This window comes from Halomonas sp. SH5A2 (assembly GCF_014263395.1).
Taxonomy (GTDB): domain Bacteria; phylum Pseudomonadota; class Gammaproteobacteria; order Pseudomonadales; family Halomonadaceae; genus Vreelandella.
This window is the reverse complement of the sequence record NZ_CP058321.1, coordinates 727,753-753,398: the sequence shown is the minus strand read 5'-3', so window position 1 is coordinate 753,398 and position 25,646 is coordinate 727,753. Positions and strand designations below refer to the sequence as shown.

Annotated in this window: 18 protein-coding genes; 3 read left to right on the top strand and 15 right to left on the bottom strand. The window is 59.0% G+C overall.

The window, feature by feature from the left end:
- Nucleotides 1-106: 106 nt before the first annotated feature.
- From HXW73_RS03605 to HXW73_RS03595, 3 genes are all read right to left on the bottom strand, one after another.
- A complete protein-coding gene (locus HXW73_RS03605; RefSeq protein WP_186254941.1) occupies nt 107-568 on the bottom strand; it encodes a regulatory protein RecX in 462 nt (153 codons plus the stop codon).
- Nucleotides 569-583: 15 nt separating this feature from the next.
- On the bottom strand, nt 584-1,663 hold the full coding sequence (gene recA, locus HXW73_RS03600) for a recombinase RecA (protein ID WP_186254940.1): 1,080 nt from the start codon (nt 1,661-1,663) through the stop codon (nt 584-586).
- Nucleotides 1,664-1,753: 90 nt separating this feature from the next.
- Nucleotides 1,754-2,287, bottom strand: a complete 534-nt coding sequence (locus tag HXW73_RS03595) for a CinA family protein (RefSeq protein WP_186254939.1) — start codon at nt 2,285-2,287, stop codon at nt 1,754-1,756.
- Between the two features lie 110 nt (nt 2,288-2,397).
- On the opposite strand from HXW73_RS03595, the gene mutS reads away from it, so the two are divergent.
- Both mutS and fdxA read left to right on the top strand, forming a co-directional pair.
- A complete protein-coding gene (mutS, locus tag HXW73_RS03590) occupies nt 2,398-4,689 on the top strand; it encodes a DNA mismatch repair protein MutS (RefSeq protein ID WP_186254938.1) in 2,292 nt (763 codons plus the stop codon).
- Nucleotides 4,690-4,849: 160 nt separating this feature from the next.
- Nucleotides 4,850-5,173, top strand: a complete 324-nt coding sequence (fdxA, locus tag HXW73_RS03585) for a ferredoxin FdxA (protein WP_092829671.1) — start codon at nt 4,850-4,852, stop codon at nt 5,171-5,173.
- 540 nt (nt 5,174-5,713) lie between these two features.
- Here the strand turns inward: fdxA and eno are convergent.
- From eno to pilM, 12 genes are all read right to left on the bottom strand, one after another.
- On the bottom strand, nt 5,714-7,003 hold the full coding sequence (eno, locus tag HXW73_RS03580; RefSeq protein WP_186254937.1) for a phosphopyruvate hydratase: 1,290 nt from the start codon (nt 7,001-7,003) through the stop codon (nt 5,714-5,716).
- Nucleotides 7,004-7,062: 59 nt separating this feature from the next.
- Nucleotides 7,063-7,926 carry a 3-deoxy-8-phosphooctulonate synthase gene (gene kdsA, locus HXW73_RS03575; protein ID WP_186254936.1) on the bottom strand — a complete coding sequence of 288 codons (864 nt, stop codon included), beginning with the start codon at nt 7,924-7,926 and terminating at the stop codon, nt 7,063-7,065.
- Between the two features lie 28 nt (nt 7,927-7,954).
- On the bottom strand, nt 7,955-9,610 hold the full coding sequence (locus HXW73_RS03570) for a CTP synthase (protein WP_186254935.1): 1,656 nt from the start codon (nt 9,608-9,610) through the stop codon (nt 7,955-7,957).
- A 330-nt stretch (nt 9,611-9,940) separates the two neighbouring features.
- Nucleotides 9,941-11,359: an FAD-dependent oxidoreductase gene (locus tag HXW73_RS03565; protein WP_186254934.1), complete on the bottom strand. Its 1,419-nt coding sequence runs from the start codon at nt 11,357-11,359 to the stop codon at nt 9,941-9,943.
- Between the two features lie 36 nt (nt 11,360-11,395).
- Nucleotides 11,396-15,838, bottom strand: coding sequence for a glutamate synthase large subunit (gene gltB / locus HXW73_RS03560; protein WP_186254933.1), 4,443 nt, complete (start codon nt 15,836-15,838; stop codon nt 11,396-11,398).
- Between the two features lie 458 nt (nt 15,839-16,296).
- Entirely contained in the window at nt 16,297-17,403 is a 1,107-nt protein-coding gene (gene aroB / locus HXW73_RS03555) for a 3-dehydroquinate synthase (protein ID WP_186254932.1), read from the bottom strand.
- Entirely contained in the window at nt 17,400-17,963 is a 564-nt protein-coding gene (aroK, locus tag HXW73_RS03550) for a shikimate kinase AroK (RefSeq protein WP_186254931.1), read from the bottom strand. Before aroK ends, aroB begins: the two co-directional genes overlap by 4 nt.
- Entirely contained in the window at nt 17,963-20,002 is a 2,040-nt protein-coding gene (pilQ, locus tag HXW73_RS03545) for a type IV pilus secretin family protein (RefSeq protein ID WP_240538698.1), read from the bottom strand. The genes aroK and pilQ overlap by 1 nt, the downstream gene beginning before the upstream one ends.
- A 54-nt stretch (nt 20,003-20,056) precedes the next feature.
- Nucleotides 20,057-20,599 carry a pilus assembly protein PilP gene (locus HXW73_RS03540; RefSeq protein ID WP_186254930.1) on the bottom strand — a complete coding sequence of 181 codons (543 nt, stop codon included), beginning with the start codon at nt 20,597-20,599 and terminating at the stop codon, nt 20,057-20,059.
- Complete coding sequence (locus tag HXW73_RS03535; RefSeq protein WP_186254929.1) at nt 20,596-21,225, bottom strand: type 4a pilus biogenesis protein PilO; 630 nt, start codon at nt 21,223-21,225, stop codon at nt 20,596-20,598. Before HXW73_RS03535 ends, HXW73_RS03540 begins: the two co-directional genes overlap by 4 nt.
- Nucleotides 21,222-21,785, bottom strand: coding sequence for a PilN domain-containing protein (locus HXW73_RS03530; RefSeq protein WP_186254928.1), 564 nt, complete (start codon nt 21,783-21,785; stop codon nt 21,222-21,224). Before HXW73_RS03530 ends, HXW73_RS03535 begins: the two co-directional genes overlap by 4 nt.
- Entirely contained in the window at nt 21,782-22,843 is a 1,062-nt protein-coding gene (gene pilM / locus HXW73_RS03525) for a type IV pilus assembly protein PilM (protein ID WP_186254927.1), read from the bottom strand. Before pilM ends, HXW73_RS03530 begins: the two co-directional genes overlap by 4 nt.
- A gap of 194 nt (nt 22,844-23,037) precedes the next feature.
- Between pilM and HXW73_RS03520 the strand changes: the two genes are divergently transcribed.
- On the top strand, nt 23,038-25,569 hold the full coding sequence (locus HXW73_RS03520; protein WP_186254926.1) for a penicillin-binding protein 1A: 2,532 nt from the start codon (nt 23,038-23,040) through the stop codon (nt 25,567-25,569).
- Nucleotides 25,570-25,646: the final 77 nt, after the last annotated feature.

Here is a 25,646-nt window from a genome sequence, read left to right as displayed (position 1 = left end):
CCGCTGGGGTCGCAAAGACGCCATTATAGCGCAGTTGTCAAACGACTAAAGCCGCAGTTAGTGGCAGACGCACCTGAAAGAAGGGTTAATCGAGCAATGAAACAGGCTACAAGCCATCTAGCGCATAGCGAATCTGGTCAAAATCAAATCCTCGCATCGCCAGAAAGCGCTCGCGTTTGGCACGCTCTTTAGGGGTGGCGCCAGGCGAGGAGAAGCGCCGCGCCAGGGTGTCGCGGGCCAGCTCAAACCAGTCGACGTCCTCGCGTTCCTCGACGGTCGAAAACGCTGCCGTGGCGATTTCCTGGTCGATACCGCGCTGGCGTAACTCACCTTTAATGCGAATGACGCCCTGCCCTCGATTCACTCGCGAACGGATAAAACTTTCGGCAAATCGCTCATCCGACTGCAAGCCCTGCTCGACCAGGGCGTCCAGGCAGGCGTCGATATCCTCAGCAGCAAACGCCTTGTGTTCCAGCTTACGCGCCAGCTCGGTGCGCGAGTATTCGCGCCTCGCGAGCAGTTGGATAGCCACCTCGCGCGGGGTGGCTTGGTGAGACGATGACAACATAATAACGCTCGCGGATTAGAGCAGATCGTCTTCGGCGTTCGCGTCAGCGGCTTCTTCCGTCTTGGCAGACGCCTTGGCAGCCTCTTCTTTCTTCGGCTCAGGCTGGGCAAGCAGTTGAGCGCGAATCTGGCTTTCGATCTCTTCCATGACGTCAGGGTGTTCTTCCAGGTACTGGGCCGCATTGGCCTTGCCCTGGCCGATCTTTTTACCCTTGTAGCTGTACCAGGCACCGGCTTTGTCCACCAGGTTCTGCTGCACGCCCAGGTCGACGACTTCGCCGGCGTGGTAGATGCCTTTGCCGTAGAGAATCTGGAATTCGGCCTGACGGAACGGCGGTGCCACCTTGTTCTTGACCACTTTAACGCGGGTTTCGTTACCGGTGACCTCGTCGCCAACTTTCACCGACCCGGTGCGTCGAATGTCCAGCCGCACGCTTGAGTAAAACTTCAGCGCGTTACCGCCGGTGGTGGTTTCGGGGCTACCGAACATCACGCCAATCTTCATGCGGATCTGGTTGATGAACACCACCAAGCAGTTGGCATTCTTGATATTGCCACTGATCTTGCGTAACGCTTGCGACATCAAACGTGCCTGCAGGCCAACGTGGGCGTCGCCCATTTCGCCTTCGATTTCAGCTCGTGGGGTCAGCGCCGCCACCGAGTCGATCACGATCACATCGACACCGCCAGACCGCACCAGCATATCGGTGATTTCGAGTGCCTGTTCGCCGGTATCCGGCTGAGACACCAGCAGGTCGTCCAGATTAACGCCCAGCTTTTCTGCGTAGCTTGGGTCGAGCGCATGCTCGGCATCCACGAACGCGCAGACTTTGCCCTGTTTCTGGGCTTGCGCAATCACCGACAGGGTCAGGGTCGTCTTACCCGAGGACTCCGGGCCGAAAATTTCAGCTACCCGACCATACGGCAGGCCGCCAATACCGAGGGCAATATCCAAACCCAGCGAACCGGTGGACACCGACGGCATGACCACGCGCGGGGCATCACCCAGCCGCATGACCGTGCCTTTACCAAACTGGCGATCAATCTGGCTTAGCGCAGCGTTGAGCGCCTTGGTGCGATTATCATCCTGAGCCATTCAGTCAATCCTCTTCGTAAGCTGTATAATTAGCCAGTAGTATGCCAAAGATTAGCCACTAAACAAATCCTCAGCCAGCGTTTCTCGCGATTATTTCGCGCTGCTATCGCCCACTTTTTCCGCCAGGCGCACTATCAGGCCTGCCAGCGCCTGGCGCACGGCCTGTTCACGAACGGCCTGACGGTCACCGGGGAATACAAACCGCTCGGCTTGCTGGTCGTCCGCATTGCCCCACGCCAGCCAGACGGTGCCCACGGGCTTGTCCTCGCTACCACCATCAGGGCCTGCCACACCGCTGACGGCCACCGCAAGTCCCGCACCGCTTTCCCGGCAGGCCCCGGCCACCATGGCCTTGACCACGGCATCACTGACCGCACCGTGGGTGCTCAGCGTGGCTTCCGGCACGCCCAAGAGGCGCGTCTTGGCCGCATTGGCGTAGGTCACATAGCCCGTCGTAAAATACGCCGAACTGCCCGCCACGGAGGTGATCGCACTGGCAATCCCACCACCGGTGCACGACTCCGCCGCGGTCACTTCCAGCTGCGCCTTTTGGCAAAGACGCCCCAAACGCTGGGCTAGCAGGGATAAATCCAGATTCATCAAGCTTGAGACACTGGGTGACATCGTCGCTCCTTCATGTGCATCGTCAGTTCAGCGTAGAATACTGCGTTTCAGTTGCTCAAAGAACAGGCAGCAAGTTCCACGCGCTTGCGCCCCGCTCAATTAGGACGCCCATGTCACAGGCCAGCCCCGCGCACACGCCAATGATCGCGCAATACATGAAGATCAAACGCGAGCACCCTGAGGTACTGCTGTTTTACCGAATGGGGGACTTTTACGAGCTGTTTTTCGACGATGCCAAGCGCGCCGCTGCGCTGCTGGATATCACCCTGACCCAGCGCGGTCAGTCGGTTAGCGTGCTGGAAGTCGACAGTGAAGCTGAGATGCTGGCCGAACTGACGCGCCTGTCGCCCGCTGAGCTACTGATCCCCGAAAGCCTTACCCTTCCCGATGCATGGTCGCAGACTCGCGGCCTGCGCCGCCAGGGCGAATGGCTGTTTGATTTGCAGAGCGCGAACCGCAGTCTGTGCGACCAGTTCGAAGTGCAGGATTTACGCGGCTTTGGCTGCGCCCATTTGAACACCGCGCTGGTCGCCGCCGGCGTACTGATCGACTACGCACGGGATACCCAGCGCTCACGCCTGCCCCATGTGACGGCCATCAGCGTCGAGAACCGCGACGATGCGGTGGTGATTGATGCCGCCAGCCGACGCAATCTGGAAATCGATATCAACCTGGGGGGCGGGACTGACAACACCCTGGCAAGCGTTTTGGATACCTGCACCACGGCGATGGGCTCACGGCTTCTCAAGCGCTGGCTGAACCGGCCGCTGCGTCAGCGCGACGTCATCCAGGGTCGCCAGGCAGGCGTGGCGCTATTAAGCCTGGACGCCAATTACCTGGCCATCCGCGAAACCCTGAGCGACGTGGGTGACGTTGAGCGCATTCTCGCCCGGGTGGCGCTTTACAGTGCCCGCCCGCGCGACCTGGCACGCCTGCGCGATGCCCTGGCCACCCTGCCTACACTGGAACAGCAGCTAGGCCAGGTCGAAAACGGCAGCCTGCTGGATAGCCTGCGCCCGCACATTCGCCCCTACCCGGAGATAGCCGATACTCTCCAGCGGGCGCTGATCGACAATCCGCCGGTGGTAATCCGCGACGGCGGCGTTATCGCCCAAGGGTACGACGCTGAGCTGGATGAACACCGCGGCCTGGCCGAGAACGCCGGCGACTATCTGGTCCAACTGGAACAGCGCGAGCGCGAGCGCACCGGCCTTGCCAACCTGAAGGTCGGCTATAACCGCGTGCATGGCTACTTTATCGAACTGCCTCGCGCCCAGGCCCAGCAGGCGCCAGCCGACTATATTCGCCGCCAGACGCTGAAAAATGCCGAGCGGTTTATCATCCCTGAGCTTAAAGAGTTCGAAGATAAAGCGCTGTCGGCGAAATCCCGTGCGCTAACCCGGGAAAAGTGGCTCTACGACCAGTTGCTCAACGAGTTGAACGTGGAGCTCAACGCGCTGCAGCGGACTTCCCAGGCGCTGGCTGAGCTGGACGTGCTGTGCGCCTTCGCCGAACGCGCCGAGGCACTCAACTGGGTACGCCCGACCTTGGTGGAGGCCACCGGCCTGACCATCCACGCCGGGCGTCACCCTGTGGTCGAGCAGGTGAGCGATCACCCCTTCGTGCCCAACGATGTCACGCTCACCCCCGAGCAGCACATGCTGATTATCACCGGCCCCAACATGGGCGGTAAGTCGACCTATATGCGCCAAACCGCGCTAATTGCGCTATTGGCACACAGCGGCAGTTTTGTCCCGGCGGACGCCGCCGAAATAGGCCCCGTCGACCGGATCTTTACCCGCATCGGCTCTTCGGATGACCTGGCCGGCGGGCGTTCGACCTTCATGGTCGAAATGACCGAGACCGCCAATATCCTGCACAATGCCACCGAGCACAGCCTGGTGTTGATGGACGAGATCGGCCGTGGCACCAGCACCTTTGACGGCCTGTCGCTGGCCTGGGCAAGCGCCGAGCACCTGGCCAGTGCCCGCGCCTTGACGCTCTTCGCGACCCACTACTTTGAAATGACCGGACTGCCCGACCAGGCTGATGGCGTGGCCAATATTCACTTAACCGCTACCGAGCACGGCGACAATATTGTCTTCATGCATCGTATCGAGTCAGGGCCCGCCAGCCAGAGTTACGGGTTGCAGGTCGCCCAGCTGGCAGGGGTGCCCAGCCAGGTCATCCAGCGGGCGCGTGAAAAGCTGGTTGCCTTGGAGCAGCGCGATGTTGAGGAACAGCGACACATGCCGCTGTCTCACACGGCCGCGCCTCAGCAGAATGATTTGTTTGCCAGCGCGCCTCACCCGGTGGTGGAAGCGTTGGAAAACGCTGATGTGGATGGCTTATCGCCACGTGAGGCACTGTCGCTGTTATATCAATGGCGCGAGCTGCTTTAAATTCGCGTAACAGAACAACGCCACGGCGCTTGCCGCGGCGTTAGGGCACCTCTAGAATGTCGCCCATACTTTTTAGCTTATAAAAAACGGCTGATTTATAACCATTCACGATTGACCACGACCAAGGGCGTCCCCTTGGTCCCGCAAGAGGGATAGCAAGATGACGTTTGTCGTTACCGAGAACTGCATCCAATGTAAATACACCGACTGTGTCGAAGTCTGCCCGGTCGACTGCTTTTATGAAGGGCCCAATTTCCTGGTGATCCACCCGGACGAGTGTATCGACTGTGCGCTGTGCGAGCCGGAATGCCCTGCCGAGGCGATATTTTCGGAGGATGAACTGCCTGAAGGACAAGAGCAGTTTATTGAAATCAACGCGGAGCTGTCTGAAGTGTGGCCCAACATTGCCGAGAAGAAAGACCCGCTACCCGATGCCGAGGAGTGGGATGGAAAAAGCGGCAAGCTGGAAAAGCTGGAACGCTAAGCCATTCAACGACACTGTGAATGACGATCTGATTAAAACCAGCCAATACGCTGGTTTTTTTATATCTACTGATCTTAGCTCTAGTGGCCTTTTGTATTAACTAGCCTTGTATATTAATAGTGCCGCCATGCGGGCAAAAAAAAGGCGGCTCGTAGGCCGCCCGCTCCAAGCACTTCCTCTTGACCACTCCCTGTGTCAACTTCCTTTGGTGCTGTCCTTGCCGGGGCTTACATCGCTGTTTCACCCAGCGCACCAACCTGCATCCCGTTGCATCCTGCCTGGGGAACATCCTTGTCCCCCTTGTCCTTGATGAGCATTGTGGCAGAACCGCCTGACACCACAAGGCGGTCCAAAACGACAAAGGGTAGACCATGACGGTCCACCCTTTTTCAAAAAGCAATTAAAAACAGTAGCTTAAATTATAATTAGCGGGAAATTTCTGTTTTTCTTACACCTCTCGAGCGATTTTCGACGGCATTTGTAAGAGATCTCTTACAAAATCTTGAGACATCTCTTACAAAGCCGCTGCCATTTCTTGCCTTATTGACCTTTAATCGCTTTGATACCCGGGTAGCTGACGTCGCCCAGTTCATCCTCGATAACGAGCAGGCGGTTGTATTTGGCAACGCGGTCACTGCGGCACAGCGAACCGGTTTTAATCTGGCCGGCGCAGGTGCCCACGGCCAGATCGGCGATAGTGGTATCTTCGGTCTCACCGCTGCGGTGGGAAATCACCGCGGTAAAGCCCGCGTCCTGGGCCATCTTGATGGCATCCAGCGTTTCCGACAGCGAACCGATCTGGTTGAACTTGATCAGAATCGAGTTACCGATCTGCTCGTCGATACCGCGCTTGAGGATTTTGGTGTTGGTCACGAACAAGTCATCACCAACCAGTTGGACCTTATCGCCCAGTTTATCGGTCAACGCTTTCCAGCCGTCCCAGTCAGACTCATCCATGCCGTCTTCAATGGACACGATCGGGTAGTCCGCACACAGGCCTGCCAGGTAGTCGGCAAACCCTTCTGCGTCGTAGCTTTTGCCTTCACCGGAAAGATTGTACTGACCGTCTTTGTAGAATTCGGAAGACGCACAGTCCAGTGCCAGCGTCACATCGCTGCCCAGCGAGTAGCCCGCATCGGCAACGGCCTGCTTGATGATGGCCAGCGCGTCCGCGTTGGACGCCAGGTTAGGGGCGAAACCGCCTTCATCGCCCACTGAGGTGGAAAGCCCTTTGGCCGACAGTACCTTTTTCAGCGCGTGGAAAATTTCCGCGCCCATGCGCAGGCCTTCGCGGAAGTTGGGCGCACCTACCGGCTGGACCATGAATTCCTGGATATCGACATTGTTATCCGCGTGCTCGCCGCCGTTGAGGATGTTCATCATCGGCACCGGCATGCGGTACTGACCAGGCTGGCCGTATAGCTCGGCAATATGCGCGTAGAGCGGCACGCCCTTGGCATTGGCGGCGGCTTTGGCAGCCGCAAGCGATACGGCCAGAATGGCGTTGGCGCCCAGGTTGGCTTTGTTATCCGTGCCGTCCAGTGCCAGCATCGCGTCGTCCAGGCCACGCTGGTCGCGCGCGTCCATGCCCAGCAATGCCTCACGGATCTTGCCATTGACCGCGTCCACTGCTTTGAGCACACCCTTGCCGAGGTAGCGCGCCTTGTCGCCATCACGCAGTTCGAGCGCTTCCCGCGAGCCGGTAGAGGCGCCGCTTGGGGCACAGGCGTCGCCTACGGCACCGCTTGCCAGGCGAACGGTTGCCTGAACGGTGGGGTTACCGCGTGAATCGAGTACTTCCAACGCACGGATATCAACGATTTTGGTCATGACAGTGTCCTTAGTTGTCGGTCTAATGGAGGGTTAACGTAGCACGTTTTGCGCTGCGATCAGCGAATGGACAGCGGCGCAAAGCCTTTCACCAGCGCATCCAGCTGCGCGAGCTGAGTCAGAAACGGCTCCAACTGATCCAGCGGCAAGGCGCAGGGACCATCGCACTTGGCATTGTCCGGGTCGGGGTGCGCTTCCAGAAACAGCCCTGCCAAGCCCACCGCGACGCCCGCGCGGGCCAATTCCGCTACCTGGGCACGGCGCCCGTCGGCGCTGTCGGCACGTCCACCCGGGCGTTGTAGGGCGTGAGTCACGTCGAAAAACACCGGCGACCCGGTTTGCTTCATATCGCCCAAGCCCAGCATATCCACAACCAGGTTGTTGTAGCCAAAACTGGTGCCGCGCTCGCAGAGCATCAGGCGGTCATTACCGGCTTCCCGGAACTTGGCAAGGATATGACGCATTTCATGCGGCGCCAAAAATTGCGGCTTCTTGATATTGATCGCCGCCCCCGTCTTGGCCATGGCTACGACCAGGTCGGTCTGGCGCGCAAGAAACGCTGGCAACTGGATAATATCGGCCACTTCGGCTGCCGGTGCGGCCTGCCAGGGCTCGTGGACGTCGGTAATCACCGGCACCCCGTGGCGGGCTTTTATGTCCGCCAGAATCTGCAGGCCTTTTTCCAGCCCCGGCCCACGGTACGAGTGGATCGAGCTGCGGTTGGCCTTATCGAAACTCGCCTTGTAGACGTAGGGCATGCCCAGCTTTTGTGTCACCTTGACGTAGGTCTCGGCCACTTCATCAGCTAGCTCAGCTGACTCGAGGACGTTCATCCCCCCCAGCAGCATCAGTGGCAAAGAATTGCCGGCGGTAAGGCCGGCAACGTCGATATGGTGCTCTTGGAATGTCTCTTGAGAAGCCATGCTTCCCCCTGTTATCCCTGAAGTGCGATTATTCCTGAGGTGCAGCGTGGGCACGCGCTCGCGCGGCTTTGTGTTCCACGGCGGCATTGATAAAGCCCGAGAACAACGGATGGCCATCGCGCGGTGTCGAGGTGAATTCCGGGTGGAATTGGCAGGCGACATACCAGGGGTGGTCAGCCAGTTCGATCATTTCCACCAGCGACTGGTCGACACTCTTGCCTGAAATCACCAGCCCAGCCTTTTCCAGTTCGTCGATAAACTGGTTATTGACCTCGAAACGGTGGCGGTGGCGCTCGACGATTTCATCAGCGCCATAGGCTTCACGTGCCTTACTGCCCGACGCGAGGCGGCATACCTGGCCGCCCAGTCGCATGGTGCCACCCAGGTCGGAAGCTGCGTCGCGCAGCTCAATTTTGCCTTCTGCGTTAATCCACTCGGTAATCAGGCCGACAACAGGATGCTGGGTATCGTGAGTGAACTCGGTGGAATTGGCATCCGTCCAGCCCGCCACATGACGCGCAAACTCGATCACGGCCACCTGCATGCCTAAACAAATCCCTAGATACGGCACGTCGTTTTCACGGGCAAACTGGGCGGTCATGATCTTGCCTTCAACGCCGCGCTCACCAAAGCCACCCGGGACTAGGATGGCATCTTTACCGGCCAGCCGTTCAGTACCATGGCGCTCGATATCTTCAGAGTCGACGAAGTCGATATTAACCTTGATGCGCCCCTGGATGCCGGCATGAATCAGCGCTTCGTTAAGCGATTTGTAGGCGTCGAGCAATTCCATGTACTTGCCGACCATGGCGATGCTGACCGACTTCAGCGGGTTGAGCTTGGCATCCAGCACCTTCACCCACTCGGAAAGATCCGCCGGGCCAGCTTCCAGGCGCAACTTGTCACAGACGATATCGTCCAGGCCATGCTCGTGGAGCATCAGCGGAATACGGTAGATGGTGTCGGCATCCTGCAGCGGCACGACCGCACGTTCTTCCACGTTGGTGAACAAGGCAATCTTGCGCCGCTCGCTCTCTTCAAGCTCAACTTCGCTACGGCAGATCAGGATATCCGGCTGGATACCGATGGAGCGCAGTTCCTTGACGCTGTGCTGAGTCGGCTTGGTTTTGGTCTCGCCGGCCGTCTTGATATAAGGCACCAGCGTCAGGTGCATGAACAGCGCGCGGTTGGCGCCCTGTTCGCTGCGAATCTGGCGGATCGATTCCAGGAAGGGGAGCGACTCAATATCGCCGACCGTACCGCCGATTTCGACCAGCGCCACGTCGAAGCCTTCACCACCGGCGTAGACGCGCTGCTTGATTTCGTCGGTGATATGCGGGATGACCTGAACGGTCCCGCCCAGGTAGTCACCACGGCGTTCTTTGCGCAGCACGTGCTCGTAGACACGGCCGGTGGTGAAGTTGTTGCCCTGGGTCATTTTGGTACGAATAAAGCGTTCGTAGTGGCCAAGGTCCAGGTCGGTTTCGGCACCATCCTCGGTGACAAATACCTCGCCATGCTGGAAGGGACTCATGGTGCCCGGGTCGACGTTGATGTAGGGGTCGAGCTTGAGCATGGTGACCTTAAGGCCGCGTGCCTCGAGGATGGCCGCCAGCGAGGCCGACGCGATGCCCTTGCCAAGAGAGGACACAACGCCGCCGGTCACGAAGATATATCGTGTCATGAAAAACCTGTCGAAACGTGATCAGAAGGCACAGCAGAAAGCCACACCAGGATGGGACGACAGAATAGCAGAGTACGACCTAAGGCTCAATTTGAACTGCCGAAGATAACCAATGGATCGATGCACCTAGCGACGCCGGGATCAGGCCTAAGCGAGGGTCTTTCGCCATGGCCGGAAAAATGTTCCCTACTTTTCCGGCATTTCCGCCGTCCTTGGCGGTCAGATGGCGAAAGTAGCGCCCAGGGATGGGTTCACAGCGCCCTCGCGATGGCCTGATGCCGGGGTAGTCGCGGGGCCAACTCGGCCCCACTCAGTTGGGGTAAAGACGAATTAAACGCCCAGGTAATCCAGCATGCCTTCTGCTGCCTGACGGCCTTCGTAGATGGCGGTGACCACCAGGTCTGAGCCGCGCACCATATCGCCGCCGGCAAAGATTTTCTCGTTGCTGGTCTGGAAGGCGTACTGGCCATGCTCAGGCGCTTTCACACGGTCGCGCTCGTCCACCTGGATATTGGCCGGGTCGAACCACGGCGCAGGGCTTGCCTGAAAGCCGAAAGCAACCACCACCGCATCAGCGGCGACAATCTCCTCCGAGCCTGGGACAACCTCAGGACGCTGACGACCGTTTTCGTCGGGTTCGCCCAGACGGGTGCGCACCACCTTCACACCTTCGACCTTGTCTTCGCCGACCACGGCGACCGGCTGACGGTTGAACAGGAACTCGACGCCCTCTTCACGTGCGTTGGCAACCTCCTTGCGCGACCCCGGCATGTTCTCTTCATCGCGACGATAGGCGCAGGTGACGCTGGCAGCCCCCTGACGAATCGAGGTGCGGTTGCAGTCCATCGCCGTATCACCACCGCCCAGCACCACCACGCGCTTGCCTTCCATGGAAATGTAATCGTTGGGGTCTTTTTCAAAGCCCAGACAACGGTTGACGTTGGCAATCAGGAAGTCGAGCGCTTTATAGACACCCGGTAGGTCTTCGCCTGGGAAACCGCCTTCCATGTACTTATAGGTACCCATGCCCAGGAAAACGGCATCGTAGTCCTGAAGTAGCGTTTCAAACTCGATGTCGGTACCGATCTCGGTATTCAACCGGAACTCGACGCCCATCTCTTCAAAGACCGCACGACGGCGCTCCATGACGTTCTTTTCAAGCTTGAACTCGGGAATGCCGAAGGTTAACAAGCCACCGATTTCAGGGTACTTGTCGAACACCACCGGCTTGACGCCGTTGCGCGCCAGGATATCGGCGCAGCCAAGGCCCGCAGGCCCCGCACCCACAATCGCCACTTTCTTGTCCGTCCAGGTCACCTGGGACATATCCGGACGCCAACCCATGGCAAAGGCCGTGTCAGTAATGTACTTCTCGATCGATCCAATGGTCACCGCGCCAAAGCCGTCGTTGAGCGTGCAGTCGCCTTCGCACAGGCGGTCCTGCGGGCACACGCGGCCACACACTTCGGGCAGCGAGTTGGTTTTGTGCGAAAGCTCAGCGGCTTCGATAATGTTGCCTTCCACCACCAGCTGCAGCCAGTTGGGAATGTAGTTGTGCACTGGGCACTTCCACTCGCAGTACGGATTACCACAGTGCAGGCAGCGGTGTGCCTGGCTGGCCGCATCGGTGGGCTTGTACGGCTCGTAGATTTCAGCAAATTCTTTGGCGCGCTTACGCGCATCTTTTTTCTGCGGGTCCTGACGACCCACATCCACAAACTGGAAATCGTTATTCAAACGGTTGGCCATGATCTCTCTCCTGTCAGCGATAGGGGCACAAAACGGTTATTCCGGCTGACGCCGAGACTGATCCAGCAGGCTACCCAGGCTTGCTGCCTTGGGCTTTACCAGCCAGAAGTGACGCGCGTAGTCGCTGAAGTCTTCCAAAATAGCCGCCCCACGTGCTGATCCTGTCGCTGCTACGTAGGCCTCAATCATTTCGCGTAGGTGGCGACGATACGCCTCCATCACTTCGGTGTTAACACGGTGAATTTCGACCAGTTCATGGTTGTACTTGTCCACGAAGGTGCGATCTTCATCCAGCACATAGGCAAACCCGCCCGTCATGCCGGCGCCAAAGTTCACACCGGTCTTGCCGAGGACGCAGACCAAGCCGCCGGTCATGTATTCGCAGCAGTGGTCGCCTGCGCCTTCGATCACGGCCGTTGCCCCGGAGTTACGTACCCCGAAACGCTCACCCGCCGTACCCGCCGCAAACAGCGTACCGCCGGTCGCGCCATACAGGCAGGTGTTGCCGATAATCGCCGTTTTATGGCTTTCAAATTCACTGACTTTCGGTGGCACAATCACGATGCTGCCGCCGTTCATGCCTTTACCCACGTAGTCGTTAGCGTCGCCTTCGAGATACAGGTTCAGGCCACGGGCGTTCCACACCCCGAAGCTCTGCCCAGCGACGCCGGTAAAGCGTGCGGTGATCGGCGCGTTTTCAAGGCCTTCTTCACCGTAGCGCTTGGCAATCGCGCCCGATGTCAGCGCGGCGACACTGCGGTCACAGTTGGTAATGGTGAAATCAAACTCGCCACCCGACTGGTTTTCAATAGCGTCTTTCAATGCCGCCAACACTTCCTGGTTCTTGGCACCGGGATCGTGAGGCACGTTACGGCTCACCTTACAGAATTGAGGCGCATCAGCGGGCACAAAGTCGTTTGTCAGCAGCGGCGTCAAATCAAGCTTGCGCTGGGACGCGGTATTGCCTTCCAGGACCTCGAGCAAGTCGGTACGGCCGATCAGATCGGTAAGCTTGGTCACGCCAAGCATAGCCATCAGTTCACGCACTTCTTCGGCAATAAAGCGGAAGTAGTTCTTGACCATGTCCACGGTGCCGCGGAAGTGCTCGCCACGCAGGAAGTCGTCCTGGGTGGCGACGCCGGTGGCACAGTTGTTCAAGTGGCAGATGCGCAGGTATTTACAGCCCAGCGCGACCATCGGCGCGGTACCAAAGCCGAAGCTCTCCGCCCCCAGAATTGCCGCCTTGACCACATCCAGCCCGGTCTTCAAGCCGCCGTCGGTTTGCAGGCGAATCTTGTCGCGCAGACTGTTGATACGCAGTGCCTGATGAACCTCAGGCAGCCCCAACTCCCAGGGTGACCCGGCGTGTTTGATCGATGTCAGCGGGCTTGCGGCCGTGCCGCCATCATAGCCAGACACGGTAATCAGGTCAGCATAGGCCTTGGCAACACCCGTCGCGATCGTGCCGATACCCGGCTCGGAAACCAGCTTCACTGAAACCTGGGCGTCCGGATTGACCTGCTTGAGGTCAAAGATCAGCTGCGCCAGGTCTTCGATCGAGTAGATGTCGTGGTGTGGCGGCGGTGAAATCAGCGTCACGCCGGGCACCGAATAGCGCAGCCGCGCAATCAGCTGATTGACCTTGCCGCCAGGCAGCTGTCCACCCTCGCCGGGCTTGGCGCCCTGGGCAACCTTGATCTGCAGGACTTCCGCATTGACCAGGTAGTGAGGCGTCACGCCAAAACGGCCCGAAGCAATCTGCTTGATTTTCGAGCTGCGAATCGTGCCGTAGCGCGCCGGGTCTTCGCCACCCTCGCCGGAGTTGGAGCGGCCGCCCTCCTCGTTCATCGCCTGGGCCAGCGCTTCATGAGCCTCCGGCGACAACGCGCCCAGCGACATCCCCGCGCTATCAAAGCGCGGCAGCAGGTCTTCAACCGGCTCGACGTCGTCCAGGGGGATCGGCGTTTCGGCGGGCTTGAGGGCCAACAGGTCGCGAATTGTCGCCACCGGCCGCTCGTTGACCAGTTGGGCGAATTTCTTCCACTTGGCGTAGCTGCCTTCCTGCACGGCGGCCTGAAGCGTCATCACCACGTCAGGGTTGTAAGCGTGATACTCGTGGTTATGAACGTACTTGAACAAGCCGCCCTGAGTGATGCCCTTGCGCGGAATCCAGGCGTCTTTGGCCAGCATTGCCTGCTGCATTTGCAGCTCGCTAAAGCCGGTCCCCTGGATACGCGACGCCATGCCCGGAAAGCACATCTGCATAATGTCGTCGTCAAGGCCGACAGCTTCAAACAGCATCGAACCGCGGTAAGACGCCAGGGTCGAGATGCCCATCTTGGAGAGGATCTTGAACAGCCCCTTCTGTAGGCCTTTACGGTAGTTTTCCCGTGCGTCTGCCGGATTACCGGTCAGCTCACCGGTGCGGTGCATATCCGCCATCACCTGATAGGCAAGCCATGGGTAGACAGCCGTCGCACCCACGCCGAAAAGCACGGCCATCTGGTGGGCATCCCGGGCGTAGCCGGTCTCGACCACAATATTGGCATTGGGACGCAGGGCGAGTCGGCCCAGATGAGTATGAACCGCCCCTACCGCCAGGACGGCCTGAATCGGCAGCATGCCTTTGGGCAAGTCGGCATCGCTCAACACCATCAGGACTTTACCGGCCCTTACCTGCGCTTCGGCTTCCCGGCACAGCGCCGTCAGCGCCTGTTTGAGCGACTGCTGCTCAGGGTCATAGCCAAGCGACAGGGTATGACTGGCAAACGCTGGATCATCCTGACTGATCAGGGCTGTAAATTTGCGCGGCGACAGCACCGGCGTGGTCAAAATCAGCCGGTGGGCATGCTCCGGGGTCGCTTTGAAGACATTCAGCTCGGCGCCGCAACAGGTTTCGAGCGACATGACAATCGCTTCACGCAGCGGATCGATAGCCGGGTTGGTCACCTGGGCAAACTTCTGGCGGAAGTAATCCGTCAGCAGCCGTGGACGGCTGGACAGCACCGCCATGGGCGTATCATCGCCCATGGAACCTACCGCCTCCTGACCACTTTCAGCCAATGGACGCAGCACCTGGTCGCGCTCTTCGAAGCTGACCTGGAACATTTTCTGCTGCACGTTCAGCGCATTGCCGTCCATGTTCTGGAAGCGCGCAAGTTCCGTGAGAGCCGATTCCAGGTAGTTGGCTTCCTGCTTCAGCCAGCGCTTGTACGGATACGCCGACTTCAGACGATTGTCGATGTCCTCGGTATGCAGCACCTCACCGGTATGGGTATCCACTGCCAGCATTTGGCCGGGGCCCACGCGGCCTTTCGCTACCACGTCTTCCGGCTTGTAGCCGTAGGTACCGATTTCCGACGCCAGGGTGATATAGCCATTCTTGGTAATCACCCAGCGCGCCGGGCGCAGGCCGTTGCGGTCAAGCATGCACACTGCCTGGCGACCGTCGGTCATTACCACGCCCGCCGGGCCATCCCACGGCTCCATGTGCATGGAGTTGTATTCGTAGAAACCGCGCAGCTCGGCGTCCATGGTTTCGACGTTCTGCCACGCTGGCGGTACCATCATGCGCACCGCGCGGTGCAGCTCCATGCCACCGGTGAGCAGCACTTCCAGCATGTTGTCCATGCTGGAGGAATCAGATCCGGTGGTGTTGACGATTTCATCCAGCTCGGCGATATCCGGCAGGCGCTCGTTAACGAAGTTCGCTTTACGCGAGTTTGCCCAACCGCGGTTGGCTTGAATGGTGTTGATCTCGCCGTTGTGCGCCAGCAGGCGGAACGGTTGGGCAAGCGGCCAGCGCGGTGCGGTATTGGTCGAGAAACGCTGGTGGAAGACGCAAATGGCGGTTTCCAGACGCGGGTCGTTAAGGTCTGTATAGAAAGCAGGCAGGTCTTCGGGCATCACCAGCCCTTTATACGACACCACTTCAGACGACAGCGAAGCGACATAAAAGTCTTCGTCGTCGCGCATCGCCTGTTCGGCATAGCGGCGCGCCATGAAGAGGTCAACGTCAAAGTGCTCACCGCTGCCCGGTTCTACGAACACCTGCTTGATACGCGGCAGACAATCGAGCGACATCGGCCCGCACACGCTGGAGTCGGTGGGTACATCGCGCCAGCCGATCACGTTCAGGCCCCGTGCCTTGAGCGCGTCTTCAAGGGTGTCGCGCCCGAGCGCGGCCCGTTTGTCATCATCGGGCAGGAACACAACCCCAACGGCAAAACGCTCGCCCAGCTCGACGCCCAAGGCATCCTTGGCCACAGCCTGCATGAAGTGAGTGGGCATTTTGAGCAACAGCCCGCAGCCATCGCCAGTTTTACCGTCAGCAGCGATACCCCCCCGGTGCGTCATGCAGGTAAGGGACTCGATCGCGGTTTTCAACAGGTCGTGACTGGCCTGCCCTTCCATATGGGCAATCAGGCCAAAGCCACAGTTGTCGCGAAACTCGCCGGGCTGGTGAAGACCTCTATTCATGGGCGTGCCTCTAGTCTAGTCAGCGTGTTTTTTTGGTAGCGGGGTTGTGATAAAAAGGCAGGTTGTTAATTTTTTAGTGATGATAACCGGCCTGCTGGAGAGCGGTTCTTGCCTTCGCTACCATTGGAAAATGGCCGATCAGCATAGCGATTTGCAGCCGCTTTGCGCAATCTTTGCTCGCTCTCCGGGCCCTCAAAACCCTTTCCAAATCCTGTAGTTGCACAACTGATCAATTAAAAAATCGATATCCTTCAAACACTTGCACCGCCGAAAAACGCTATTCTAACGAAACGCCCCAATCACTAGACTTTAGTCTAACAAGGCGCTTTTTTGCCATGCCGATGCTGCATAAGGCATACGGATTAGCTAAAACAGCAACCTTGATTTCACACAAACTAAAACACCCCGCTGGGTCGAAGCGGGGTGTCAGCGAGGGGCAATACAGGGACAGTCAGCGGCTAATGCCGCGGATAGCGATCGAGCAGGCTTTTTAATTGCTCAGGAGGCACCGCATCGCTGACGCAGGCGCTGCCCAACGCCTCAAGCAGCACCAGGCGCAAGCGGGTGTCGATGTTCTTCTTGTCCAGCCGCATGCGGGCCAGGAAATCGTCACTCGACATACCTTCCGGTGCATGGACAGGCAAGTCAGCGCTCTTGATCAGCGCCAAGCTGCGCTCTCGGTCTGCTGTCGAGATCCAGCCAAGCGCCTGAGAAAGCGTCGCGGCCATCGCCATCCCCGCGCCTACGGCTTCGCCGTGCAGCCAGTTGCCATAGCCCTGGTGCGCTTCAATGGCGTGGCCAAAGGTGTGGCCAAGGTTGAGCAGCGCGCGAACGCCCTGCTCGGTTTCATCCTCAGCGACAATATCCGCTTTTATCAGGCAGCTTCGGGCAATTGCTTCGGCAATCACCTCAGGCTCAACCCGACGCAATGCCGCCATATTGGCTTCCAGCCAGGCCAGGAAAGTGTCATCACGGATGAAACCGTATTTAATCACCTCCGCAAGGCCCGCTGACAGCTCCCGCGCGGGCAGCGTGGTCAGTGTGTCGATATCGACCAGCACGGCTTTGGGCTGCCAGAAGGCGCCGATCATGTTTTTACCCAGCGGGTGATTGACCCCCGTTTTGCCTCCCACGGAAGAATCAACCTGCGACAGCAGCGTAGTCGGCACCTGAATAAACGCGACGCCACGCTGGTAGGCGGCGGCCGCGTAGCCGACCATGTCACCAATGACGCCGCCGCCCAACGCAACCAGGGTGCAGCGACGATTAAACCCCGCTTCCAACAGCGCATCCCAGATACGCCCCACCTGCTCGATGGTCTTGTACTGTTCGCCATCGGGCAGCACTACCGTGCGTACCTCCAGATAATCCGGCAGGCTATCGCAGAGACGGGCCAGATACAGGGGGGCAATGGTTTCATTGGTGACCACCATTACTTGCTGGCCGGCCAGATACGGCGTCAGCATGTCGGGCCTGCCCACAAGTCCCGTACCAATAAGGATCGGATAGCTGCGCTCGCCGAGCGCTACCTCAAGCGTACGCTGTACGCCGTCAACTGCGGTCATGGGGATACCCTGTTTGACGAATTTGTAGACTCAAGAGGATCGACCAGGCGCCGGACGCGGCGCACAATCTCGTTGACCACCGCACGCGGGCTGCGCCGGTCGGTACGCACGGTAATATCTGACGTGGCGCGATACAGCGGATCACGAGCGGCGAACATATCATTCAGCACCTTCTCGCGGTCAGCACACTGCAGCAGCGGGCGGTTGCGGTCTTTTGCCGTGCGCCTGAGCTGTTGATCGACAGTGGTCAACAGGTACACCACCGTGCCCCGCTCGCGTAGCGCACGACGGTTTTCCTCGCGCAGCACCGCGCCACCGCCGGTCGCCACGACCACGGGATGGCGTTGGGTCAGCTCGTCGATCATGTGAATTTCACGCTGACGAAAGCCCTGCTCGCCTTCCACATCAAAAATCCACGGGATGTCTGCCCCGCAGCGCGCTTGAATGGCGTGGTCGCTATCAAAAAAGTCGCGCGACAGTTCAGCTGCCAGCAGCCGTCCAATCGTGCTTTTACCAGCCCCCATGGGGCCAATCAGAAAAAGGTTGGGTAAATCCTGCATCAGCGAACCGTTAAGCCATCGTCAAGAAGTCGTGGTGTAATAAAGACTAGCAACTCTACCTTTTCATTGCTCTCTTCGGTATAGCGAAACAGTCGACCCAGCAAAGGAATATCGCCGAGCAGCGGGGTTTTGGCGATTTGACGCAGCTCCTCGGTGGTTAAAATACCGCCCAGCACCACGGTTTGACCATTATCGACCAATACCTGAGTCTCGATTTCATTGGTGTCTATCGGCGGCTCACCACCAAACTCGGATTCCCGGAAGCTGTCGTTGCGAATCAGCAAATCCATGATGATGCGGTTATCCGGCGTAATCTGCGGCGTCACCTCAAGCGATAACTCAGCCTCCTTGAACTCGGTATCCGGGTTATCGTTACCGTCAACACTCTGGAAGGCACGCTCCTCGCCCTGGCTGATGGTGGCGGTGCGCTGGTTGGCGGTAATGATCTTGGGCTGTGAAATGGTCTGGCTCTTGCCTTCGCTTTCCAGGGCGCGCAGCTCAAGGTCGAGCAACACGTCGCCTGCCAGATAGCCAAAGCTGAACCCGGCACCAGCGTCGGAAGTGTCGCCAAAATCAACCGCTAGCCCGCCCTGAGCGCGGTTCAAGCCCTGGGGATTAATATCCCGGCCAGTAAACTGACCGTTGTCACTTTCCTGAAACCCACGGGTGCTGGACGCCCCCCAGTTGATGCCCAGCTCGCGGGAAGCCGTATCGCGGGCGATCACGATACGCGCTTCAATCTGTACCTGGCGTACGGCCACATCCAAACGATCGAGCGTGCGCGTAATCTCGCGTACCTGATCGGGGGTATCCTGAATCAACAGGGTATTGGTGCGCTGGTCAACGCTGACCCGACCCCGCTCGGTGAGCAGGCCGAAACCATCACCGCCGCGCAGCAGTTGCGACAGATCTTCGGCACGGGCGTACTTCACTTCAATAAACTCCGTCACCAGCGGTGCTAGCGTTTCCTGCTGATTGCGGGCTTCCAGTTCCTGACGCTCTAATTCCGCCAGTTCACTCGCTGGCGCCACGACAATCACATTGCCCTTTTCACGACTGGAAAGCCCCTGGCTCTGGAGGATCAGATCCAGCGCCTGGTCCCAGGGCACATCGTTAAGATTGAGCGTTACCCGCCCACTGACGCTGTCGCTGGCCACCAGGTTCAAACCGGTAAAGTCGGCGAGCGTGGCAAGCACGGCGCGCACTTCGATGTCCTGGAAGTTAAGACTCAACCGCTCGCCGGTATACTCTTCGCCTTGATCCACACGCGCCTGTTGCGGCGCGTCGCTGACAGGCTGAACCTCGACCGTCAACTGATCGCCCGACTGCGATGACACCATGGCATAGGGACCGTCGGTGGCCAGCACCAGCTCGCTGCCGCGTTGCCCGCGGCGCGGTGTAATGCGCGAGATCGGCGTGGCAAAGTCAGTTACGTCATAGACCTGATTGAGAGCGTCGGGCACATTGACCTCACCCAGCCCGACAATCACCTCGTTACGTCCACCCTCGCGCACATCGGGCCTGACGCTGTCGCGATCAAACGTCACCAACAAGCGCCCTGCGCCTCCCTCGCCACGCTGAAAATCAATATCCTGCACCTGCGGCCCCTGCACTGTTTCAAGACGTTCGGCAGGTGCCTCATTCGATGCACCGGCGGCCGAGAGGGTCACTGTCAGCCGATCACCGGACACCGACGAGCGAAACTGGCGGGGCCTCTCCAGGTCTAATACGAGGCGCGTGCGACCACTGCCCTCCAGCGCGGTAATGCCCTCAATCCCGCCCTGGTCAACGCGTATTCGACGCTCGGCCAGGCCGTTTTGAGTATCCGCCAAGTCCAGCGTCAATCGCGGTGGGTCCGTTAGCGGGTAGCCGTTGAGCTCAGGCACATCACCGCTGAAACGTAACTCCAGCGTCACGTCGCCGCCTTGCGTCTCACGCACATCCAGGTCGGTGAGCACCGAAGCTACCGCCCAACTGGGAAGTAGCATCGCTGCCACCAGCATGCCTTGCCGAAAACGGCTTACCAAGGTGTTTGCCATGGGCCTCCATCCACTTGCTTTGGGTCGCTGCGTGATGCGCATGCCCGTCATCGTTTAGCGCTCATCGTCGATGGTGAGCGAAGCAGGACGTATCTGCCAGCCATTTTGCTGGGTGTAAACGCGTTCGCGAATCTCAATCTCCTGAGCCGAGATGGCGACAATGCGGCCATCGTTTGTGCCCATATAGTTACCTTCTCTGACGTTAACCACCAGGCCCTCGGGTGTCGCAATCATGGCCATCTGCCGACCCCCCATGCGTAGCGTGCCAACCAACTGCAACTCTTGCAGTGAAAAGCGCTCTAGCGGTTCGGCAGGTCGTTCCGGGTCCGGGCCATTTTCACCTCCCACCTCGCTGTACGCGCTCTCCTGTATCGATTGCGGCGGCAAAAAGGGGCTGCGTGCCTCACTGTGCTGATAGCGTTGTGCAGGGTAAAGCGGCACATAAGGAATCACCATGACCGGCTCACTGCTGGACGTTTGTCGAATATCGTCAAGGCTTGCCTCCAGTTGCGAAAGCGCTGGATCCGCACAGCCCGTCAACAGGAAAAATCCCGCTAGCCATCCAGCAACTAGCCCTCGGCGCACCAACGACGTCATTGGGCCTCCTCCCGGTCTCGGTAGGTACGCGCCAGCAAGGAAAGCCGCAGGTTGCCCCCGCTGGTATCGACGGGCGCCAATGTAAAGTCATGCTGGGTCACCAGCCGGGATAGCGAGGCAATATCGGCGGCGAAACGGGCAATCTGATGAAAGTCGCCGCGTACCTGAATGTCCAGCGGCTGCTCCACATAATGCGGTTGGGTAACGGTGGGCCGCAAACGAATGGTTTCGATCGTCAGCCGGTTATCCACCGCGGCATCGCTAATACTATCGAGCAACGATGGAATTTCCGCATCGGTGGGCAAGATGGCTCGCAAACGCGCCATCTGGTCTTCAAGCGTGGCAAGCTGCTCGCGCATCTTGGGCAGTTGAACCGCCTCACCTGACTGCCGACGGTAATCGCTAAGCAAGCGCGATTCTTGTTGCTGCGCACTGACCAGCTCAGCGCGACGATCGCCGATGATCAACCATTCCATTATCAGCACAGCCACCAGCAAGGCCAGGCCCCCGCACAGTGTTTTAAGCAGCAATGGCCAGCCGCCGGCTTCTTTCACATCCAGGTCTCGCCAGTCGACATCACGCAACTGTTGCCATTCTTGCGCCCAACGCGCCCGCTTCCAGATCATGGCTGCTCCTCGCTGGACGTCGTCAGTGACGGTTGCTCAACGTCGAAACGGAACTGTCGGCCGCCACCCTCGGCGTCGCTCTCGACTTCCGATAGCGATGGCACGCCAAACGCCTGACTGTCAGCCACTCGGCGTAACTGCTCGGATACCTGTCGCTCGCTAGCCGCGACCCCTTCGATGCTTACCTGGGCACCGTTTCGCGACACCTGCTGGTAGACCACACCGCTGGCGACGCTACCGGCTAGCGCGTTGAACAGCTCGACGGTACTCGCCCGCTGCGTTTGCAGCGTTTGAAACAGCACCAGTTGCTCACCGAGCCGCAGGGCGTCCGCCTTATAGCGCTCCAGATTGCCAATATCCTTTGTCAGCTCGCGGGCTTGAGCTTCAATAAACGCATTGCGCTGTTGCTGGGCAGCCAGTTGCATTGAATAAAACTTGGCAATGCCCCAGCCAAGTGCGACGCCTATCAACAACATCAGCACCATAAAGTAGTAAAAACGCCGCGTGCGCCGCTCACGCTGTTCCTCTCGCCAGGGTAACAGGTTGATGGTGATGCTCATTGCCCAACCCTCATGGCCAAACCGCCTGCGGTGAGCATCGCCGGGGCATCGTTGGTAAGCGCTTCGACATCCAGGCGCTTATTGACCGCCATGGCCTGGAAGGGGTTGGCGATCGTTACCGTCATGCCGCTATCTTCAGCGATACGCTCAGCCAGGCCGGGAATCACGCTCGACCCGCCGGCCAGGACAATATGCTTGACTTCATGCTGACGTCCCGCGGTGTAGTAAAGCTGCAGAGAACGCCCCACCTGCTGCACGACCGTTTCCAAAAACGGGTTAAGGACGCTGTCATGGTAGTCATCGGGAAGGCCGCCGCGTTTTTTGGCAAAACCGGCTTCTTCCATACTCAACTGGTAACGGTCACGGATGGCATCGGTCAGTTGACGGCCACCAAAGACGGTGTCGCGGCTGTACACGATGTGCCCGCCGCGCACGACGTGAAACGCGTTCATATTGGCCCCGATATCCACCAGGCCGACGCAGGCGTCGGGGTCGTCCTGAACATGAAGCTGGCGACGCAACACCTCAAACGATCGCTCCATGGCAAAGGTTTCAACCTCGACGGCGGCGGGCTCAAGCCCGGCACGCTCGAGGGTCTCGGTTAACTGGCTTACATCCTGCTGGCGGCAGGCCACCAACACCACCTGCTGGCGATCATCATCAAACGGCGATGGGCCCAGGCACTCAAAATCAAACGCCACTTCATTGAACGGAAACGGAATATGCCGGTCGGATTCGGCGACGATGCGTGCTTCAATATCGTCTTCGCTGAGTGATCGCGGAAAGCTGAGCGTTTTGGTGATCGCGGCGCTCGCCGGTACGGCCACCGCCGCTTTACGTGTTGACGGGCGGGCATGTTCTACCGCGCGACTGAGAACTTGGGCGACATCGTCGATATCTCGGATGCGCCGTTCCACTACGGCCCCTTCACGGAGCGGACGCACCGCGTAGCTTTGCACCTGGAAGTTCTTATGAGCGTTTTCGAGTTCAAGCAGCTTGACAGTCGCCGAGGTAATATCGACGCCGATCAACCCGTTACGAGGTTTGAGTAAGCGCATTATGGGTCCGGAGTCGCTTGCCTATCGCGTTGTTTGAGGTTACATGATTTTAAGCCGAGTCACACTCACGCCGCATCATGGCACATCAACACTGGTGGCGGCCGCCTTGGCTTCCTATAATGGCAGCCAGTTGCGTGATACGGTCGTTTAGATACCGTCTCTTTTTTTATTCATCCCACGGGTACTTTCCATTCATGACGTTTCTCCGCACCCTTATTGTGTCGCTGTTGGGCATTCTGGTATCGCTTACCGGTGCCGTCGTTCTTGCCCTGGTCGGCGCCGCTATCTATTTCTCCCCGGGCCTCCCGGACGTTCGTCAGCTGCAAAACTTTGAATTGCACACCCCTTTGCGCATCCTGACCCGCGACGGACGCCTGATCGGGGAGTTTGGCGAAGAACGGCGCATTGAAATTGATTTCGAGACAATTCCCGATGAGATGATCAACGCGCTGACCGCCGCCGAAGACGCCAGTTTCTTCGACCACCAGGGTGTTGACCCGCGCGGTTTGGCGCGCGCCTCGCTGGAACTGATGCAAAGCGGCGGGACCATCCAGTCTGGCGGCTCCACCATTACCATGCAGGTGGCGCGCAATTATCTGCTGACGCTGGATCAGACCTTCACGCGTAAAATCCGCGAAATCCTGCTCGCCCTGCAGATGGAACAGGTGTTAAACAAACAAGAAATTTTTGAACTTTATGTAAATAAAATCTTCTTGGGTAACCGGGCGTACGGGATTGCCGCCGCGGCCGACACCTATTACGACAGACCCCTGGATGAATTGACGCTGGCCGAAACCGCCATGATAGCCGGCCTGCCCAAAGCCCCATCAGCATTTAATCCCCTGGCCAACTCTGAACGCTCGCTGATTCGCCGCAACTGGATTCTGTTCCGCATGCGCGAGTTGGGCCACATTGATGAAGAGACCTATCGCGAGGCCGTCCAGGCGCCGGTGACTGCAGAGCGGCATTCCACCGTGCCGGAAGTGGATGCGTCCTACGTGGCCGAAATGGCCCGCCAATACGCCGTCGACCGCTTTGGGGACGACGCCTATACCGGCGGCTATCGCATTTATACGACCATCGACAGCGAGTTGCAGCCCACCGCCCGCCGCGCCCTGGCCAACGGGTTGATTGCCTACGATCGGCGCCATGGCTGGCGCGGACCAGAGGAACGCGACATTGCGGCGAGCCTGGTTGAAGCCCAGGAAGAGACCGAAACCCGGGGCCTGGAAGAAGAGCTTGCCGAGTCGCCGGAAATTCGCCAAACCGCCCGTCAGGCGGCCGAGCGAAGCCAAACTGAAATCGAGGGTATTGACGGTGATGTCAGCAACTGGCTTCAAGTGCTGGACCGCACGCCTCGCTATGGCGTGTTGGAGCCAGCGATTGTCGTCGAGAGCAGCGGCCAGGAAATGGACGTGTTGGTTGATGGCGAACTGCGCCAGATACCGTGGGAAGGTTTGAACTGGGCACAGCCTTATCTTAGCCCGCGTAGCCGCGGTGCGGAGCCTAGCTCAGCGGCGGAGATCGCCGTCCGCGGTGACCTTATACGCGTCGTTGAAGACGAGGAAGGCCAACTGCGCTTGTCACAACGCCCCGATGCAGAAGGCTCGCTGGTGGCCCAGGACCCTCGCACTGGGGCGATTCGGGCGCTTCAGGGCGGCTTTGATTTCAACGCCAGCAAGTTTAATCGCGCGGTTCAAGCGCAGCGCCAGGCCGGTTCTATCTTTAAGCCGTTTATCTACCTCGCCGCCCTTGAAGAGGGCGACATGAACGCGGCAAGCGTCGTCAATGATGCCCCCGTGGTGATGGATGACGGTAGCAACGAGCTGTGGCGGCCGGTGAATTCGAGCCGCGACTTCCAGGGCCCCACACGGCTTCGCCCGGCTCTGGCCCGCTCGCGTAACCTGGTGACCATCCGCGTTCTGCAAAGCATGGGCATCAACTACACGCTTGAATACTTGAAAGGCTTTGGCTTTGCCGAAGGCCGTCTGCCTAACGGCCTTTCGCTGGCACTGGGCAGCGCGACGCTGACCCCCATGGAAATGACCAACGCTTATTCGGTGCTTGCCAACGGTGGCTTCCAGGTCTCGCCCTGGTTTATCGAACGGGTCGCTCGCCAAGGTGACGACGAAGAGGAAACCCTCGACGAAGCAAACCCTCAAGTGGCTTGCCAAGCGTGCGATGACGACCAGGAGACGGTGGAGATAGACGGCCACGACTACCCTGTTGCGAAGCGCGTGGCCGACCCTGCGGCGGTGTACATTCTTCGCGACATGATGCGTGACGTGATTGAGAGCGGCACCGGGCGCGCCGCGTTGAGCCTTGAGCGCGACGATATCGTCGGCAAAACCGGCACCACCAACAGCCAGCGTGATGCGTGGTTTGCAGGCTTTAACGATAACCTGGTCACCACCGTCTGGGTGGGCAAGGACAGCAACGAGACCATTTCTGAGTACGGCTCCCAGGCAGCGCTGCCTATCTGGGTCGACTTTATGGGGCAAGCCCTGGAAGGAACACCCTCCGCGTTGCCCGAGCGCCCGGATACGGTTATCAGCGCGCGAATCGATCCTGATAGTGGCCGTCGCCTGCGCGACGGGCAGTCCGGCGGTATCGCCGAGCTGTTCCATCAGGATCACCTTCCCGACTACCAAAACAGCCAGATTAGCCGTGAGCTGGAAGAAGCCAGCGGATCACAAGGCTCCGGCACGGCGGAATCGATTTTCTAACTTGGAAGAAAGCCGCAACGCAAAAGGCCTGGCGATATGCCAGGCCTTTTTTTATGCAGCGGTTGTGCCATGAATCA